Genomic DNA, 16,298 nt, shown 5'->3' with positions numbered 1-16,298 from the left:
AAAAGCCAAACACCATTCAACTATATCAATGGTCTTGGCTCATTTTATTACTATTTGTTGTAAGTTAAGGTGATGTCAGCAACCACTGGGAAATGATCGCTTGGAAATTGTCCATTCTTCTGATAGTTAACGATTTCAATTTCATTAGTTGTAAGGTTTCCTTTACCGAGAATCCAGTCAATACGGTTGTCAGGTCCTTTACCAGTAGGATCAACAAAACCATTAAATGTTCCTAATTCTTCATTGATTCTTGTCTCAGCTGTTTCCCATAAATCGTCAAATGCTCCATCACTTGTTAAAATTTGGTGTGGGAGACTATTTGGTCCAGCATTGATGTCGCCTGTTAAAATAATCGGTAACTCTGGATCAAATTCTTTTGTTACTTCAAGAATTAATTCTGCACTTTTTTCTCTTGCATTAGGAGATTGATGATCAAAGTGTGTATTGACGAAATAGAACTGTTGGTTACTTTTTTTATCAAGAAACTTAGCCCAAGTAACCATTCTTGGAATGTTGTTTCCCCATGTTTTTGAACCAATTACTTCTGGTGTATCGGATAACCAAAAATGATCATACTCTAGTACGGTGTAATCTTTTTCTTTATAAAAAATAGCAGAGTATTCTCCACGATTTCCGCCTTCACGACCTAAACCAATCCAATTATACTTAGGTAAAGTATTTTCTAAATCTTGTAGTTGTGTATATAACACTTCTTGTGTCCCAATGATATCAGGATTCTCCATGTTAATCAGTTTTTTAATGGTAGGAACCCTTTCATCCCAAGTGTGTGGTGATGGATCATTGTTATTTTTGTATCTTAGATTAAAAGTCATCGCTTTTACATCTACCACCGACCTTTGATCTTTGTTTTCTGCAGCAAACCCAGTTAAAGTTCCCTGGAACAAACCACTTAGGAAAACTAGTAAACCGGCTACCACTAAAAATAGGGGTTTTAAAACTTTCTTCAATCTAATTCCTCCTCATTATTTAAATATGTATTACAGTTAAAGCATACCTTTTCTATGTTAAAACCATGTTAATAATAGATTTAATATTGTAAATATTAAAAAAATAAATAGAACTTAATGACATCAGTAAATTGAAAGAATAAAGTAGGAGAAAAAGAAGAGGAAAAGTAAATGTATTTGGGAATTCCCTATAAAAAATACATGTAAAATTTAATTAAAATCATAATCTTTACAATAGAGTGAATAGATTGAATTATTTAAGTATTCTTGACAGGGTAGCTCTCTCAAAAAGTAGGTACATTGTTTTCCTTACTGAGTTGAACCTTCCGTACTTTTACCCCGTTTGAGTCACGTATCCTCTACAATCTGGCCCTTTAGTGGAGTAACACGAATGGAATTTTTCAACATCAAGCAAAGCAAAAAGTAAAAATCTGTTTAAATCATTAATACAGGATTTTGACCAAACTTTATTACAAATTATCAATCTTTTTTATAAACGATCAGACTTTTAAATAAATTATCACCTGCATAACCATTTCTAAATCCAGCATATAAGCACTTCCTTCTTTTCGAATTTTTCACATTAATATTTCGCACATCAAATACATAATCATAGATCCTATAACTTACTACTATTTGTCAGCAAAACTAACGTCTAAGTGCACGAGTGTTATGCAAGTATCTACATAATGCAAGTTGACACTATGTTTTACAATGCCTTCTATTGCAGATGCATACAAGCCTTAGAATAAAGGTATTACTCCATTAAATAGCCCCACTGTTAGTCACTAGTAAAACACGACTATTAAAAAATCCCCATCCTCCCATATGAATCAATAAAAGAATTCCTAATACAGTAGCAACAGACAACTCCAAACCAAACAGCATTAAAATAAATATAATATAGATTGATATTAATGTTATTTTCCAACCATTTGCCAAAGACTTAATTTTATTATTCTCATATCTTTCATCAAGTCCTCTCTCACGGGCAGCAATCTTTTTCCCCCACAAATGTATCAAAAGACCACCAGAGACTCCAAGCAATAATACGAGAAAACCTAACATTTGTTCCAAATTCAATCATCACCTTTCTCAAAAATAAATACATCTTCAATACTTTGTTGAAATAACTTTGCTATTTTATACGCAAGCTCTAATGAAGGATTATACCTACCATTCTCAATAGAAATTATGGTTTGCCTGGAAACACCAAGTTTTTCAGATAATTGTTCTTGTGTCCAATCAAATGCTGTTCGGAGTTCTCTTCTAGCGCAATGTAAAGGATGATTTACGTAAAATCCAAAGATATCCAAAAAATAATATCCTCGTATCATCTTAGTACTTGAATTAATTCTTCAACTACTCTACTCCGTTTGTGGAATAACAAAAAAGAGCTGACAATTCACAGCTCGATATCGAAGGAAAGTACCCGTTTATTTAAATACATTCCTTCGCAAAATTTGTTATTTTTTGCATAATTCTTCCGCTACACTGCACCGTTAGCTCCATAACGGAGAAAAGAGCGTTAATCTTTATTGAAGCAGTGTAACTTTTCAATGAACAAGCAGATATAATACTCTTTGAAATGCTAATATAATTAATTATACTAACATTTCAAGAGGCTCGTTAACTTAAGTTTAGCTACTTTTTTAAGAGATTGGAGAATAATTATGAATATAGATATATCAAAACTGGTCTACAGGAACGCAACCGAGGAAGATACAAAAGAAATAAAACTTATTGCTGAAGAAGTTATTATAAAAAATTACACCTCCTTCTTAGATGCTGATACTACGAGAGCCTATATTGTAAGTGGGGAATCATCTAACGAAATAGATAGTAATATCGAAAACATTATTGTTTCAGAATATGAAGGTGAGATTATAGGCTTAGCTATTTTGATGGAAGATCTATTGCACCTAATAATGGTTAAGCATAGCTATCAAGGTGATGGTCTTGGTGGAGCTCTTCTTAAATATGTGGAAAAAGAATTATTTAAAAAACACAATACAATTAGGCTTGAGACGTTTGAGGACAACACACCTACTATTGAATTCTACAAAAAACATAATTGGAAAATAATTGAGAAAGTGTTTTCTGAATTTATTAATGGTTTTATAATTAAATTTGAGAAACAAGGACTAAGCAGTTAAGTTCTTTCATCTGCTTAAATTTATGGGTATCCCTGAACTTCTATATCCAAAGGTTATGGTTGGTAGTTTGTTCAAAAAAGGAACTTCCACTTGTAAGTTCCTTTTCCCTTAATGCTCCTGAGGTAACTCAATGTTTATAACATTAATTTCAGAAAATATCTTATTCATCAATTTTGTCCGATTATTGAACACAAGCCACTCTTCAACTAAACTGCCTCTTTTGCCGCATAAGAAAAAGCCTTCTAAAAGACAGCTCTGATCTTCTGCTATTGCACCCGTTAGTTTTACAATTGTATAGCTCCTACCGCAACTTCAAAATAGTTGGGCATAAACGAAAAATCCTAAATCAGTATCTATAATGAATCGTGAATGAATTCAATAAGTTCTTACACAAACTTGTTCAATTTAGCTTCAGCGGCAAGCATGGATCTGCTAAGATCATTTCTGCAATTATCCTGCTTCATTCTAAAATAGAGGCTGCGCAGAAAGTTCTTGGTATTTACCCGGGCGATAACTTGTCCACGACTTCTCGTCCAGTCGCCGCATTGTGCCAAGCCACTTATCCAATCAACTATATTCTGCTGCGGAAGCAAGTTTTGGTTAATAATGGTCTCCAAAATGCTCGCTATCCGCTCGTCCTCCTCGTCGGAAAAGATGTGTATCCCGTTATGCAGCATCCTTTGGATAGCGGCAAGCACATCGAGTTGCAAAGCTACATCGCTTTCTTGACACTGCACCAGCTCCACTAGAGCATCCGCCCCGTGTGCCGCGCTATGGGCCCAACCTCCCTCAAGCAGATAGCCACGCAAATCCTTCTCCTCCTTATAATAGCGATGCAGTGAATACTTCAAGTGTTGGAAATCATCAAGGTTTAGAAAAGGCTGCTTTCTGTGAAGACGCACGATCAAAGCTATGGGTAGTACAGAGAACGCCCTTGTAAATACAGTCTGGTCGCCTTCACTACCGATCTGATAAAATAAATGCTGCTCGTCACTCAGAACAGCCAAGAGACTGCGCAATTCTTCATTAGTAAACCTGTTTTTCTCATGAATCCATTCATAGAATGTCGAATAGATTAGCCCATCTCTTAATTCTGGCTGAGGATCACCGATATATTGCAACATTAGAGTTACAAAATCCTGCAACAGCTCACCTTCACGAAGTTGGTAATGCTCCTCCTCAATTCTTTGCAAATCCATCATGAATTTTAATCTTATATCGCTCATTATTTTCCCATCTCCTTCAGCATTAACATAATCTCCTCTATAACAATTTCTGGCTCATCATGATGAATATAATGTCCACTTCGACTAGCAATCCGGTACTTGCTTGACGTTGACAGCCATTGGAATTCTGCTTGGAGTCTTTGCTCAATTTCCAATATTTCTTGAGATGGCCATCCCTCTTCAGCATTGTCAGGTAAACCTCTTGTAATAATTGCGAGAGGGAGGTTACTTTGCTTTGAATAATCAACGATTTGCTTATAGCTTTGTATTTTATCAATCTTCTCACTATTCAACATAGGATTCTCGTAATATTCCCTATTTCTTGCAAGCAGATTTTCGGGTAGAACCTTTTCATAGGCAAGTTCTTTATATTCCGGTGCAGCGTCAACCAAAACCATACCGCAGATGTTCAGTGGATAAAGGCTGGCATATAATCTAGCGACCAAACCACCAAAAGAATGTCCCACCAATATATAGGGCTTCTCCACTTCAAGCGCTAGCAACAATTTGTTGAGCTCCTCGACTAGATCATAGCAAGTCGTCGGGACGGATGCGACTTGACTCCTGCCAATACCCGACCTGTTATAGGAGAAGGTTGATGTTTTTTGCGATATTCGGTCTTGGACTTTTTTCCATGTCTCATAGCTATCGCCTAACCCTGCTATGAAGATTACGCTTGGAATACTATTACGTGAATATTTATTGAATAGTCTGCGGTTATCACAGATATCAATTATCTTTTTATTTTGTATAGGCACCTTTAATCACCCAGTTCAATTATAAGCTTCACACTATTAATATTTCTATAATAATTGGAGTATTATATAGTTTTGCGAACTTTTCCATTTTTTATTTTGTAACTTCAGCTGAAACCACTCCAAAAGAAATCTGTAGAATACCAATTGATAATTTGCTTACTTCCAAGTTTTTTGTCGTTTTAAACATTTCACACTGGATCGCCGAAATCTACTTGATGTTCTGTACATAAAAATAAACCATCGAAATGATAGTCTTGTTTAACTAAGCCCCACGCACCTGTACGTTCTACCCTGGCTACTGATAGATTAAATCCAAATAAAAAAAGTTCTGGCTGAACTATATAATACGAAAGCACCTGTTTGTTTAAGTACATCTTCTCACAAACTCAAACTTTATAGTAATGAAGGATTTTTATTCTTTTTGTTCTATAAGACTTTTACAAAACAACCTGATTGTAGAAAAAAATAACATAAAGGCTTACATATGTTTTGTGCAGACATACGAATTAATAATTCTTTTACAGAAATCTTGTTAACTGTATATTTTCGAATAGTAAATTTAAACACATCATAATCCAGATAATTCTCTTCTAGTTTTAAATTAGCCTTTGGAAATTGTTTATTCAATGACTGACATATTACAACGGTTTTAGCAGGGTGTGATTTTATCACAGAGATATTTGAAATAAATGTTAAAAGAAAATCTATTTCATCTTCACTTAATTGCTCTTTTTCTAACCATTCTAGTACTGTTAAATTATCTATAATGTTCTACCCCTATATCGTATTAGATAAGGATATCCCTAAAGACAGGGAGATCCTTATACGGCGTATTTTACCACAAAAATCAAAATTCTTCTTGATCTAACCTGCTCCGATAGCTTCATAAAAAAACTCCATCAAAGTAGCATTTATCTAAAGCTCTAGCACCAGCAAGTTGAAAAACACAGTCATTGCTTAATTTCTCAATATATCTGACAAACCATTGTCATCTTTGTATTGGAATCCCTCGATTTTTCCTTCTTTTTTTGTAGAGAATACAACTTCACCTTCTACATTTGCAGTTTTTTCTTCATCTCCACTTTTCTTATAACCAACCTTTGCTATAAAAGTATAACGATTTGAATTTTTCTCACCTTGCTCAATTGTGATATCTTTAAGACTTAACTTATATCCAAAAAAGGAAGCGAAGCCTTGGTATTGCATACCAAACGTAGCTATGAATGAATCGAGATAAGAATCTATAAAATAAGGCCCGTATACCTTTTCTAAATGCTTATTAAACTCTTTATTCTCTGCTTTATTATTCACAACAGTCGTATATTTAGGATTCAGGGATAGATCGATAAACTTCTCATCTGGACCAGTAAACTGATGCTTAAGAACTTTTTTAATTACTTCTTCATTTGTGTCTTCTACATCAACCTTTGAACAAGCACCTAATAATAACCCTGACATTATCAACATAAAACTTAAAAGTATAGTGATCTTTGTTTTGTTATTATTTTTTGACATTACAACACTCCCCTTTGAAAGGTAATATTTCTGCAATTCATGAATAGGCTTTTACTTCTTCAACTACTTTCATAAATTAATAAAACTACCCATTAAAGTATCTTCTTTAACTTTTATTCAATACCTTATATTAGAATTCCTTCTTCCACTAACCTGCCCGTTTGGGTAATAACAAAAAAGCTGTCACAATGACAGCCTTTTCTTATTGGGATAAATGTTTATAATCTATAACTTCTATTTTAAAATCGTGTTTACATACCATCTTATTAATTTTGTTACTGTCACAAGATGGATAAATTCTTAATGTTACTAAATCATCAACAACTTCATATTGGTCTTTTCCTTTTATAAGCTGGGGATTCACTTCAACTCTTACGTCAATATCATAAGAGTGATTATTGTTATAGTGTAAATCAGCAATTCCTCTCCAATTCCACATTATTGTTTCGTCACCATATTCTTTTTGTACCTTTCGATCTAGGACTGGAAGAACAATGTCTGAAATAATATTTTCCGTTGTGACATAGATTCCTTCTTCTTTTGAAATCGTTTCTGCACTAACAGATTGTAAAGGAAAAAAAGTAAATAATAAAAAGCCTAACAATATAAAGTATCTTTTCATCACCAAGTTTCACCTCATTCTTACATTTACTAAGTATTCTTCACAATTTATTTTTTACTTATTAAACTATCCTGCTATCCTGCTCCTTTAGCTGCATACGAAAAAGCCGTCTATATGACAGCTCTGATCTTCTGCTAATGCACCTGTTAGCTGAACAAGAAAATCTCCTTCATTCATAATCAAAACGGAACATCCCTTTTATTTCTTTACTCGCTTCTAGCAAATCCATTCCATCTTTCCAGATTAATTTGTGATTTTTTTCGAGTACCGTAATACACTGCTTTTATTTTGGCTCCACGATCCATTTCACGAGCTTCAATATCAAAGAAATCATAACCCTTTACCATTGGATTTTCACAACGAGCCTTACTCTAAATAACGGGTCTTTTCGGAATTAAGTAGAAGTTCCCCTTTTCATCCATCTCATATTTCACTCGATTCACATTATAATTGTCAGTTAACTCTATATGATAAACGATTTTACCATCGTCCAATACACTTACTTGACTAATCTCTACCACGTCCATCGGGAAGTTTGTTATATTCCACTTAAACAAACCTATATAGGGCTATAAGGATGGAAATACCAATGATTGCACCTTTTAAAAAAGATTTACTTCTCACTTTTTAATATTGATAAGTTTATTTCTATAAAAAAGTTTGATTATTTTTCTATTCAACTGGTTGTACAAACGCGCCGTTAGAGCGAAAAAAGGTCTAATTACAAGCTCCTTTAGACGCAAGTTTACCTTTAGGCGAATTTACTAACTCAATCAATTCATTTAAAAGCTGAATTGTGCTCTGTTCTTTGATAAGTAAATATATATGCATAATAGGTATTCATTGTGTTACCTCCTTAAGAGAATTGTGTCTTTATTATGAATCGAAAACCATGACTAATTTTAATAGCACATGTAGTCATGGGAAGAAAGACTTCGATAACGATGTATGAAACTAAGACATCCATGTTGTAGTCATTATTTTTAGGAAAAAACAGTCTAAATTTCTCCTTTTGATAGGAAGCTCGGGCATTCAACCACTAATAAAAGGAAACCCAAAGGGCACAATAAGATTATATTTAAAATGGGAGGATATAAATTTGAGTACAATAGAAAATGCATTATCTATCTTCGCCTTAGGCGGCTTGAATGAAATCGGGAAAAATATGTACGCAATCGAATATTCAAACGATATCGTGATTATCGACTGTGGCAATAAGTTTCCAGATGAAAGTTTATTAGGAATTGATTTGATTATCCCTGATATAGCTTACTTAGTAGAAAATAAAGATAAAGTCAGAGCTTTACTTATCACACATGGACATGAAGATCATATCGGGGGAATTCCGTTCTTCTTAAAAAAATTGAATGTACCCATTTATGCCACACGCTTTACACTAGGATTAATTGAAATCAAATTAAAAGAACATAAACTTCTAAGAGAAAGTGAACTTATTGAAATCAACTCAAACTCAAACTTGATATTCAGAGAAATGAGTGTAAGCTTTTTCAAAGTGACCCATAGTATTCCTGATTGCTTGGGAATAGTCTTTCACACACCAGAGGGTAATATTGTACATACAGGGGACTTCAAGTTCGATTTAACTCCTGCGAGTAATGAGAATTCGGATATTCATAAAATGGCTGCAATCGGCAAAGAAGGGGTTTTACTTCTATTGTCTGAGAGTACCAATGCAGAACGTCCTGGTTTGACCCCATCGGAACAAATGGTAGGTGAACATGTGGAAGCAACTTTCATGAAAGCCAAACGTAAAATTATTCTTTCTACCTTTGCTTCAAATATTAGTCGTGTTCAGCAAGTCGTGGATGCAGCACAAAAAACAAATCGAAAACTCGCGTTGCTTGGACGAAGTATGGTTAATGTCGTAGCGGTTGCTATGGAACGTGGTTATTTAACAGTTCCAGATGGAATATTAATTGACCCACATGAAATCAATGAAATGGCTCCTGAAAGAGTGGCCATTTTATGCACGGGGAGTCAAGGAGAACCATTGGCTGCTCTTGCTCGGCTGTCCACTGGAAACTTTCGCGGTGTCGACATTTTACCTGAAGATACGGTTATCATCGCAGCAGGACCAATACCCGGGAATGAGCGAAATGTCACAAGTATCGTAGACAACTTATTTGCACTTGGAGCCAAAGTGATTTATGGATCAGGAAGTATATCCGGAATGCATGTTTCTGGCCATGGTTATCAAGAAGATTTAAAACTAATGCTTACGTTAATGAAACCAAAATATTTTATTCCCATTCACGGTGAATTTAGAATGCTACACCATCACCGTTTGTTAGGTGAATCCGTTGGAGTAGAGCAAGGAAACACGTTTATTATCAATAATGGAGATGTCGTCGATATTGAACATACCATTGCCCGTCAGACCCGGAAAATACCGGTGGGGAATACCTACGTAGACGGAGGAGATGTCGATAATATTGGAGAAGTTGTGTTACGAGACCGCAAACAACTTTCAGAGGATGGGATGCTCATTATTGTTTTATCTATTAGCAAAGCGGAAGGAAAAATGATTTCTGAACCCGATACCATTTCTCGTGGATTTGTGGATAGAGATTTCTCTGAACTCCGAAGAGACGTTATTCGACTTACGATAAAAACTGTTAACGAGCTACAAGAAGCAAATAGAAACCAATGGAATGTAATGAAAAAACAAATAAAAAAATCAATACGACAATATGTATATACACATACTAAGAAAAAGCCAATGATTGTTCCTATACTTATTGAAATTTAATAGGGGGGAATTTTTTTAAAAAATAAATTAATTGATTTTCAACAATTGGGCGCAATTCTCTAATAAGAATTGTACTCTTTCTTTTGTAGCGGATTATCTAGTGCGGTGTTAACACCGATAATTAAATGGGCTGTTCCAAAAGGAGCATTTAGTTCCTATCTCAGGAAAACAAGTCCATTCTTTGTCATCGATATAGAAACCTCTTTCATCTCTGTTTTTAGGGTTATATTTTGTTATCCTCCAATAAAACAATTGGTTTTCCACTAACCTCCCTCAATATATGAAGCTAAATCTCTCGATTTCTCCTGTTTTCTTAGAATTTCATAGTCGTTTGATAGCTAAGTGAAGTATTTGAACAAGCGAAAAATCTCTCATGAGGTTAGAATTTATGATTAGAAGGAAAAAAGTCCATGACTAACCAGCCAATCTCATACAAAAATTGGATATTTTTGTATAATCGCACTGGTGGATGTCCACATGTCTCATGGAGGTCAACCCTCCCATGTCTCACAGAGTCTTCGCTCTCAAATTCCTTCGTCCAACCTTTCCATGAGGTGGATGTCAGTTATGCTGCCCCACAGGGTCCTTGCCCGAAGTTTAGTTGCGTGACTGACTAATCCGTGCTTCAGTTGTTCAATAACCATTAATATCAATTCCGACTATATAATCCTATCTAACAAGAGTTAAGCGACTGCTTCTACCTTCTGATAACTTGCCATATGAGGGATATCCTTTAACATTTTGTCTTCCTGAAATTCAAACTGTTTTTTGCCAATGGCAAATAAAATCCGAATGAGTTTATTACACAAAGCAATAATGGACTGCATCTTCTTTAAAGGGTTGTCGGGTCGCTGTGTATAATACGCGTGTAGTGCTTTGAATGCTGAATTCTTCGCAATGAGTATCATACAAACCCTAAACAACAAGGCTCGAAGTTTCTTTCTGCCACGTTTCGTAATCCTCGTCTGACCCTTATGCTTTCCAGACGTATTTTCTTTTAGACTTAACCCAGCAAGCTTTATGATTTGCCTAGGATGAGAGTACTCATTTAAATCTCCGACTTCCGCGAAGAAGCCCGCAACGGTATCTCTTCCGATTCCCTTAACGGCAAGCATTTGTTGAACACCTGGTATTTGATCAATTAATCCATCTATTTTGGCATCTAATTCTTCGAATTTAGATTGAATTAGCTCATATTTATCAATCAATGTTTCTAACTCTAATTTCGCCATATCAGCTCCTTGACGAATGCCAACAGACGTACTGGCTGCTAGTTTTATAGCTTGAATCTTTTTAAGACCAACACTACGTGTAACTGCCTTTCTCAAGAAAGTTAACAGTTCTTGATCAGAGAACTCGACGAGTTCATGTGGCAGTACATTTAGTTTTAATAATTGTAGAGCTGCCTTTCCTTCCCAGTTCTTAAAGACCGTTAGGAATTCAGGGAAATAGCGATCAATCCAGTTATGCATTTGCCCTTGTACAATTTGTTGATCAACAGTTAAGAGATCACGTAATTTTTTAGCCACTCGGAGTTCTGCATAAACACCTTGTGGAATAGTAGGTTCAGCATATCTCCCATCTTTTACTAATTGCGCAATAACTCTAGCATCTTTCACATCATTTTTAGTCGGTGAGTTATCGTCTAACTCCTTACTTTTCTTGACGTGTAACGGATTAACTGCCACAAATTTAATTCCCTGTTCCTTTAAAACATGAGCTAAATTAAGCCAATAATGACCTGTCGGCTCCATACCAACAATCACTTGATTCATCTCTTGAACTTGTATAAGATTTGAGATCCAATCAAGAAAATGACAAAATCCCTCTTTCGTATTTTCAAAGAAACAAGGTGAGCCAAACTCTAATCCTCTAAAGTCTTGTGCTCTAGCTACATGTTTGAATTTTGCAATATCTACACCGATAATAAGGGTTTCAGAAGTGATTTGAGCGATCTTCTTATTTTGGTTATAATTCATGATAGGCCTCCTGAATTCGATAGTTTTGTCCCTTTTGCTGGCCAGCGTTAGGACACTTTTATCATATCAGGAGGTCTTTTTGTGCTCAAATCTCATTTTCATTCATTACAGGAATGCTGCCCCGTTAGCTGCATAAGAAAAAAAGCTAAAATGACAGCCTTGGTCAGCTATTACCCCTGTTTGTTTAAGTACATTTTTCCACAAATTCTTTCAATCACATTAAATTACCATAAGTTTTTAAGTTCACTAATAAATAACAAAAGAATGTAACCACCTATAAATACAAACCCTAAAATAAAATAGATAAAAAGTACCCAGCACATAGTCAAAAAAAGCTTATTGAACCATTTACTGTTCAGCCAATTCATACCTTTTCCCCATTTCTAACATCTATTCGCGCTTACTTTTGTTTGAATATTCCTTTTGTTACATTTTATCACATCTTATGCACCTCTCCTGCCACTTTAGCTGCATAACAAATACAGACTGCTCTTTAACAGCAGCCTTGTTTGGCGAAACCTGTTAGTTTAACAACTTTAACTTCTTATTTTAATACATACTAATATCAAAAAACCTAAAATACTGCCTAATGTATTTAAGATAATATCGTCCACATCAAAAACACCTAATGCAGTAATATATTGCGCTACTTCAACAGAAAAACTAACAAAAAGAGATAGATACATCACTTGACTAAAATGTTTTACATTAACAAAGACAAGCGAAATTAAAATTCCCAAAGGTAGAAATAATAATACATTCCCAAAGGTATTATAAAACCAAGTGTTGAAGTTATAATGTTCAAAATTCAACAAGTAATTTATTATACTTTTAAATGGTGTAATGTTATGCGAAACATCACTATATCCAGGATTCATTCTTGAAGGAAATGCACCAACTCCCCAAAAACTAAATTTAACTAATAAAAGAAAATAAAATAAGAAAAAAACCTTTATATAATTATTAGAGTATAATTTAATACTTTTTGATTTCACTTAAAATCACCTCATATTAAAAGCTATATGAGTTAAATAGGACATACATACCAATGAAATCTTCTTCCACTAAACTGCTCCGTTTATGAAATGAGAAAAGACCGTCAAATGACAGTCCTAATTTTCTGCTCTTGCATCCATTTGTTTAAGTACTATATTCAAAAACTATTTGGTGGTTTAGTTGAACAAGAAAAAATAAATTAGAGTTTAGATAATACATCGTTGAGATTTTTCCATTCGTATATGAGAAGGTTTAAATCAGCACCTGCAATTGTTATCTTTTCAGATTTAAGTAACTTAGCACCATAATATTCATAAAAATAACGAGTTTTATTGTCTTCTAATACTTCCACAAAAACTCTATTGAAACCAAGTTCTTCAAGTTGCAGAAAAAGTTGTTTCAATAGTTGTTTTCCAACTCCCTTTCCTTGATATTCTTCGAGGAGATAAATCGATGTTAGGTCACCAGCAATAGGAACATTATTACTTTCTCTCTTTCCACAATCAGCAAAGCCAATGATTTCTCCATCAATATTTTCTGCGACGAATACATAATTTCCCTCTTTAGAGATATTCCTATTCCATACATCAGTTCGCTGGTCATAAGATAATTTCTTTAAAAATTCATCTGGAATTATATTTTTATATGTTGTTCTCCAACTATCAACGTGTACTTTGGCAATACCCTTTACATCAGTTAAAACTGCTTTTCTTATGTACATTAAATCCACCTCTCATAAAAGGATTAAAGTATAAGGTGTATATTCCATTTAATTAAAAATAAACCTGCTTCTTTAGTTCAAGAAGAAGCAGAAAAGAAATTTATTAAACAGTTGCTCGAACTATATAACGGGAACATGTAATAGATAAGCCATCTTCTGTGGCATTCTGCTCGAAAATCTTAGATACTTCATACAAGTTTTTTTCTTTTAAAGTTTCATAAATGGAAGGGTGTTGACCAAAACAACGTAATTTTAAAACATCCAATGGGGAGTTAATATACTCTGTACTATTTATTACTTCAATCTTAGAATGAGAGAACTTACTAATATCAATTCTTTGATTAATAAGATTTAAAATTGGAGTTCCTCTTGATGATTCAAAGAGGTTAGGAAATAAAAGGGGTAATTCTTTATTTGTCTCATCTCCAGGATGGAGACCAATTATTTTTCCACCACTTTTTATAACTTTTTTAAGGTATGGATATGCGGATGTAGGACCTTTCCTTATGTATGCACAATCAAATTCACCCATTTCAAAAGGCAGTCCGTTTTTTGTATTTCCTAAAACAAAAGATACATTTGGTTTTTTATCTTCTAACCCAGCTTGTAAGAAATTTTCTGTTACATCAAACCCTATTATTTCTTTTGCTACCAAATGACATTTATTTGTAAACTCGCCGTGTCCACATCCAACATCTAATACTTTCTTACTAGCTATGATTTGAGTTACTTCTTTATCAAAAATTGATTCTCCGTTAGGCTCCGTAAGTGTAGAATTCCAAGAATATATGTATTTACCCTGAATGTCACTAAGTTGTTTGTACCATTCTACCGAATGTGGCTGCAACCAATCTGTAAAAGTTGTAGGGTCAGTTAATTGCATGTATAATCCCCCTTAATAAATCTGAAATATTTATTATTCTTCAAGTTAATAAAAAATCCTCCTTATTCCATTAACCTGCCCCGTTAGCTACATAAAGAAAAGACCGCCTGTATGAACTGCACCCCAATTGTTAGACACATCTAACAATCGGAGGTGCAGTTTTTTATATGACAAAATACAGCTCAGAATTCAAATTAAAAGCAGTGTTAGCTTACCTAAATGGAAGATCTTCCTTTCAAACAATAGCTAATCAATTTAATATTAGCTTAACTCCCCTAAAAAATTGGGTAGCTCAATATAACGTGCATGGAGAAGCAACTTTTTCTTCTTCATCCTATACAAATGATGATTTGAATCTTAAAATGAATGTACTAAACTATATAAATGATTTTAGAGTAACTCCTAATGAAGCAGCTGCGATTTTCAACATCCCATCTCCTTCAACCGTATACAAATGGGTTCAATTGTTTAATATGACTGGTATTGACGCTCTAAAACCAAAGAAAAAGGGGCGTCCATTCATGAAAAAAGAGTCAATGAAACAAGACAAACAAGAATCTATTGAAGCACTAGAAGCACGTATTAAACAACTTGAAATGGAAAATGCCTATTTAAAAAAGTTGAATGCCTTAGTTCAAAACAAGGAAAAATCACCAAAATAGACAAAGCGCAAGTAGTCTATGAATTAAGGCATCAATTTCAGGTGAAAGCTCTTCTACAAATAGCTGAGATTCCACGAAGCACGTATTATTACTGGGTGAAAAATAGGAGTAAACCTGATTTAGATGCCGATTTAAAACAACTCATTCAATCGATTTATGATGAACACGAAGGTCGTTATGGGTCGTCGAATTCGTGATGAATTATGTAATCTTGGACATAAAGTAAACCATAAAAAAGTACAAAGAATCATGAAAGTTCTTGGTTTAAAATCGTTAGTTCGTATGAAAAAATATCGTTCTTATAAAGGAAAAGTCGGCAAGATTGCACCTAACATATTAGATAGAAAATTTAAAGCTGAAAAACCAAATGAAAAATGGGTTACAGATATTACGGAGTTTAAATTATTTGGAGAAAAGCTGTATTTATCGCCCATATTGGACTTGTTTAATGGAGAAATTATTACGTATACTCTCGGTTCAAGTCCAACTTACTCACTCGTTTCAGATATGCTAAACCAAGCTTTTGAACGCTTAAATGAAGATGATTCACTCCTGCTTCATTTTTTCTACTAATTCGTGTTATAATCACCATACGAAAAAGTACCTCTTTCTATGGATTGTTTGGTTTGGCGATTAAACAATACCACATAAAGAGCATACTTTTTCATTTTATATGAATTTAATTTAGGAAGGGCTCTTAAAAAGCCATCGCAGAGCGATTTCGTTCTTCTAATGTTCCCTAACTACTACCCTATTCCAAAATTTAAAGAGACTTACAGCACAATTGTTCTTTAAAATTGCTAGAAATACATAGTAAAAAACACTCTAAGCGCCGTAAAAGCAAAAAGAGAGGCTGTTCTTCTTAAATCACGAATTCAAGTTTGAATAAACAAAAAAATACCCGGACGGACCTGCTGTTTCCTTGAATTCCGCCATTACTTTATGACAGCTAATTGGCTTTCTCTTCAAAAAAACGCAGGAACCGTCCCTGTGTTTCTCTTGTCTAGCTTATTAAAGAATTATTTTTTTCCCGAAAAAAAGA

Annotated in this window: 16 protein-coding genes and 1 pseudogene; 3 read left to right on the top strand and 14 right to left on the bottom strand. The window is 34.2% G+C overall.

Translation table 11 applies throughout. The features are described 5' to 3' along the window. Positions 1–50: 50 nt before the first annotated feature. From V7014_RS20120 to V7014_RS20110, 3 genes are all read right to left on the bottom strand, one after another. Positions 51–968, bottom strand: a complete 918-nt coding sequence (locus tag V7014_RS20120) for an endonuclease/exonuclease/phosphatase family protein (protein WP_335509669.1) — start codon at positions 966–968, stop codon at positions 51–53. Positions 969–1,733: 765 nt separating this feature from the next. After that, on the bottom strand, positions 1,734–2,036 hold the full coding sequence (locus V7014_RS20115; protein ID WP_335509689.1) for a hypothetical protein: 303 nt from the start codon (positions 2,034–2,036) through the stop codon (positions 1,734–1,736). A gap of 11 nt (positions 2,037–2,047) precedes the next feature. After that, complete coding sequence (locus V7014_RS20110; RefSeq protein ID WP_335509687.1) at positions 2,048–2,278, bottom strand: helix-turn-helix transcriptional regulator; 231 nt, start codon at positions 2,276–2,278, stop codon at positions 2,048–2,050. A 363-nt stretch (positions 2,279–2,641) separates the two neighbouring features. Here V7014_RS20110 and V7014_RS20105 point away from each other — a divergent pair, with 363 nt between their 5' ends. Continuing rightward, complete coding sequence (locus tag V7014_RS20105; RefSeq protein WP_335509667.1) at positions 2,642–3,124, top strand: GNAT family N-acetyltransferase; 483 nt, start codon at positions 2,642–2,644, stop codon at positions 3,122–3,124. Between the two features lie 386 nt (positions 3,125–3,510). Here V7014_RS20105 and V7014_RS20100 read toward each other — a convergent pair whose 3' ends face one another. The 7 genes from V7014_RS20100 to V7014_RS20070 form a co-directional block, all read right to left on the bottom strand. Further along, entirely contained in the window at positions 3,511–4,350 is an 840-nt protein-coding gene (locus V7014_RS20100; RefSeq protein ID WP_335509665.1) for a DUF2785 domain-containing protein, read from the bottom strand. Continuing rightward, a complete protein-coding gene (locus V7014_RS20095; protein ID WP_335509663.1) occupies positions 4,350–5,108 on the bottom strand; it encodes an alpha/beta fold hydrolase in 759 nt (252 codons plus the stop codon). Before V7014_RS20095 ends, V7014_RS20100 begins: the two co-directional genes overlap by 1 nt. Before the next feature lie 188 nt (positions 5,109–5,296). Further along, positions 5,297–5,482, bottom strand: coding sequence for a hypothetical protein (locus V7014_RS20090; protein ID WP_335509661.1), 186 nt, complete (start codon positions 5,480–5,482; stop codon positions 5,297–5,299). Between the two features lie 583 nt (positions 5,483–6,065). Then, the gene (locus V7014_RS20085) at positions 6,066–6,623 is read right to left on the bottom strand and encodes a hypothetical protein (protein ID WP_335509659.1); all 558 of its coding nucleotides are present in this window, start codon (positions 6,621–6,623) and stop codon (positions 6,066–6,068) included. A gap of 202 nt (positions 6,624–6,825) precedes the next feature. After that, positions 6,826–7,245, bottom strand: coding sequence for a hypothetical protein (locus V7014_RS20080; protein WP_335509657.1), 420 nt, complete (start codon positions 7,243–7,245; stop codon positions 6,826–6,828). Positions 7,246–7,451: 206 nt separating this feature from the next. Next, positions 7,452–7,592, bottom strand: a complete 141-nt coding sequence (locus V7014_RS20075) for a hypothetical protein (protein WP_335509656.1) — start codon at positions 7,590–7,592, stop codon at positions 7,452–7,454. A 24-nt stretch (positions 7,593–7,616) separates the two neighbouring features. Next, positions 7,617–7,772, bottom strand: a complete 156-nt coding sequence (locus tag V7014_RS20070) for a hypothetical protein (protein ID WP_335509654.1) — start codon at positions 7,770–7,772, stop codon at positions 7,617–7,619. Positions 7,773–8,344: 572 nt separating this feature from the next. On the opposite strand from V7014_RS20070, the gene V7014_RS20065 reads away from it, so the two are divergent. Beyond that, positions 8,345–10,015, top strand: coding sequence for a ribonuclease J (locus tag V7014_RS20065; protein ID WP_335509652.1), 1,671 nt, complete (start codon positions 8,345–8,347; stop codon positions 10,013–10,015). A gap of 683 nt (positions 10,016–10,698) precedes the next feature. On the opposite strand, the gene V7014_RS20060 is transcribed toward V7014_RS20065, so the two are convergent. From V7014_RS20060 to V7014_RS20045, 4 genes are all read right to left on the bottom strand, one after another. Then, positions 10,699–11,994 carry an IS110 family transposase gene (locus tag V7014_RS20060; RefSeq protein ID WP_335509650.1) on the bottom strand — a complete coding sequence of 432 codons (1,296 nt, stop codon included), beginning with the start codon at positions 11,992–11,994 and terminating at the stop codon, positions 10,699–10,701. 536 nt (positions 11,995–12,530) lie between these two features. Further along, positions 12,531–12,989, bottom strand: coding sequence for a VanZ family protein (locus V7014_RS20055; RefSeq protein ID WP_335509648.1), 459 nt, complete (start codon positions 12,987–12,989; stop codon positions 12,531–12,533). Positions 12,990–13,189: 200 nt separating this feature from the next. Continuing rightward, the gene (locus V7014_RS20050) at positions 13,190–13,711 is read right to left on the bottom strand and encodes a GNAT family N-acetyltransferase (RefSeq protein WP_335509646.1); all 522 of its coding nucleotides are present in this window, start codon (positions 13,709–13,711) and stop codon (positions 13,190–13,192) included. 103 nt (positions 13,712–13,814) lie between these two features. Further along, positions 13,815–14,594, bottom strand: a complete 780-nt coding sequence (locus V7014_RS20045; protein ID WP_335509644.1) for a methyltransferase domain-containing protein — start codon at positions 14,592–14,594, stop codon at positions 13,815–13,817. Positions 14,595–14,761: 167 nt separating this feature from the next. Between V7014_RS20045 and V7014_RS20040 the strand changes: the two are divergent. Continuing rightward, positions 14,762–15,817 (top strand): annotated as a pseudogene (locus tag V7014_RS20040) (IS3 family transposase); the annotation flags it as partial. Positions 15,818–16,298: the final 481 nt, after the last annotated feature.

This window comes from Bacillus sp. JJ722, from assembly GCF_036963345.1.
Classification (GTDB): domain Bacteria; phylum Bacillota; class Bacilli; order Bacillales; family DSM-1321; genus Bacillus_AD.
Note: the sequence above shows the minus strand (reverse complement) of the source record. Positions and strands in the feature narration are given on the sequence as shown.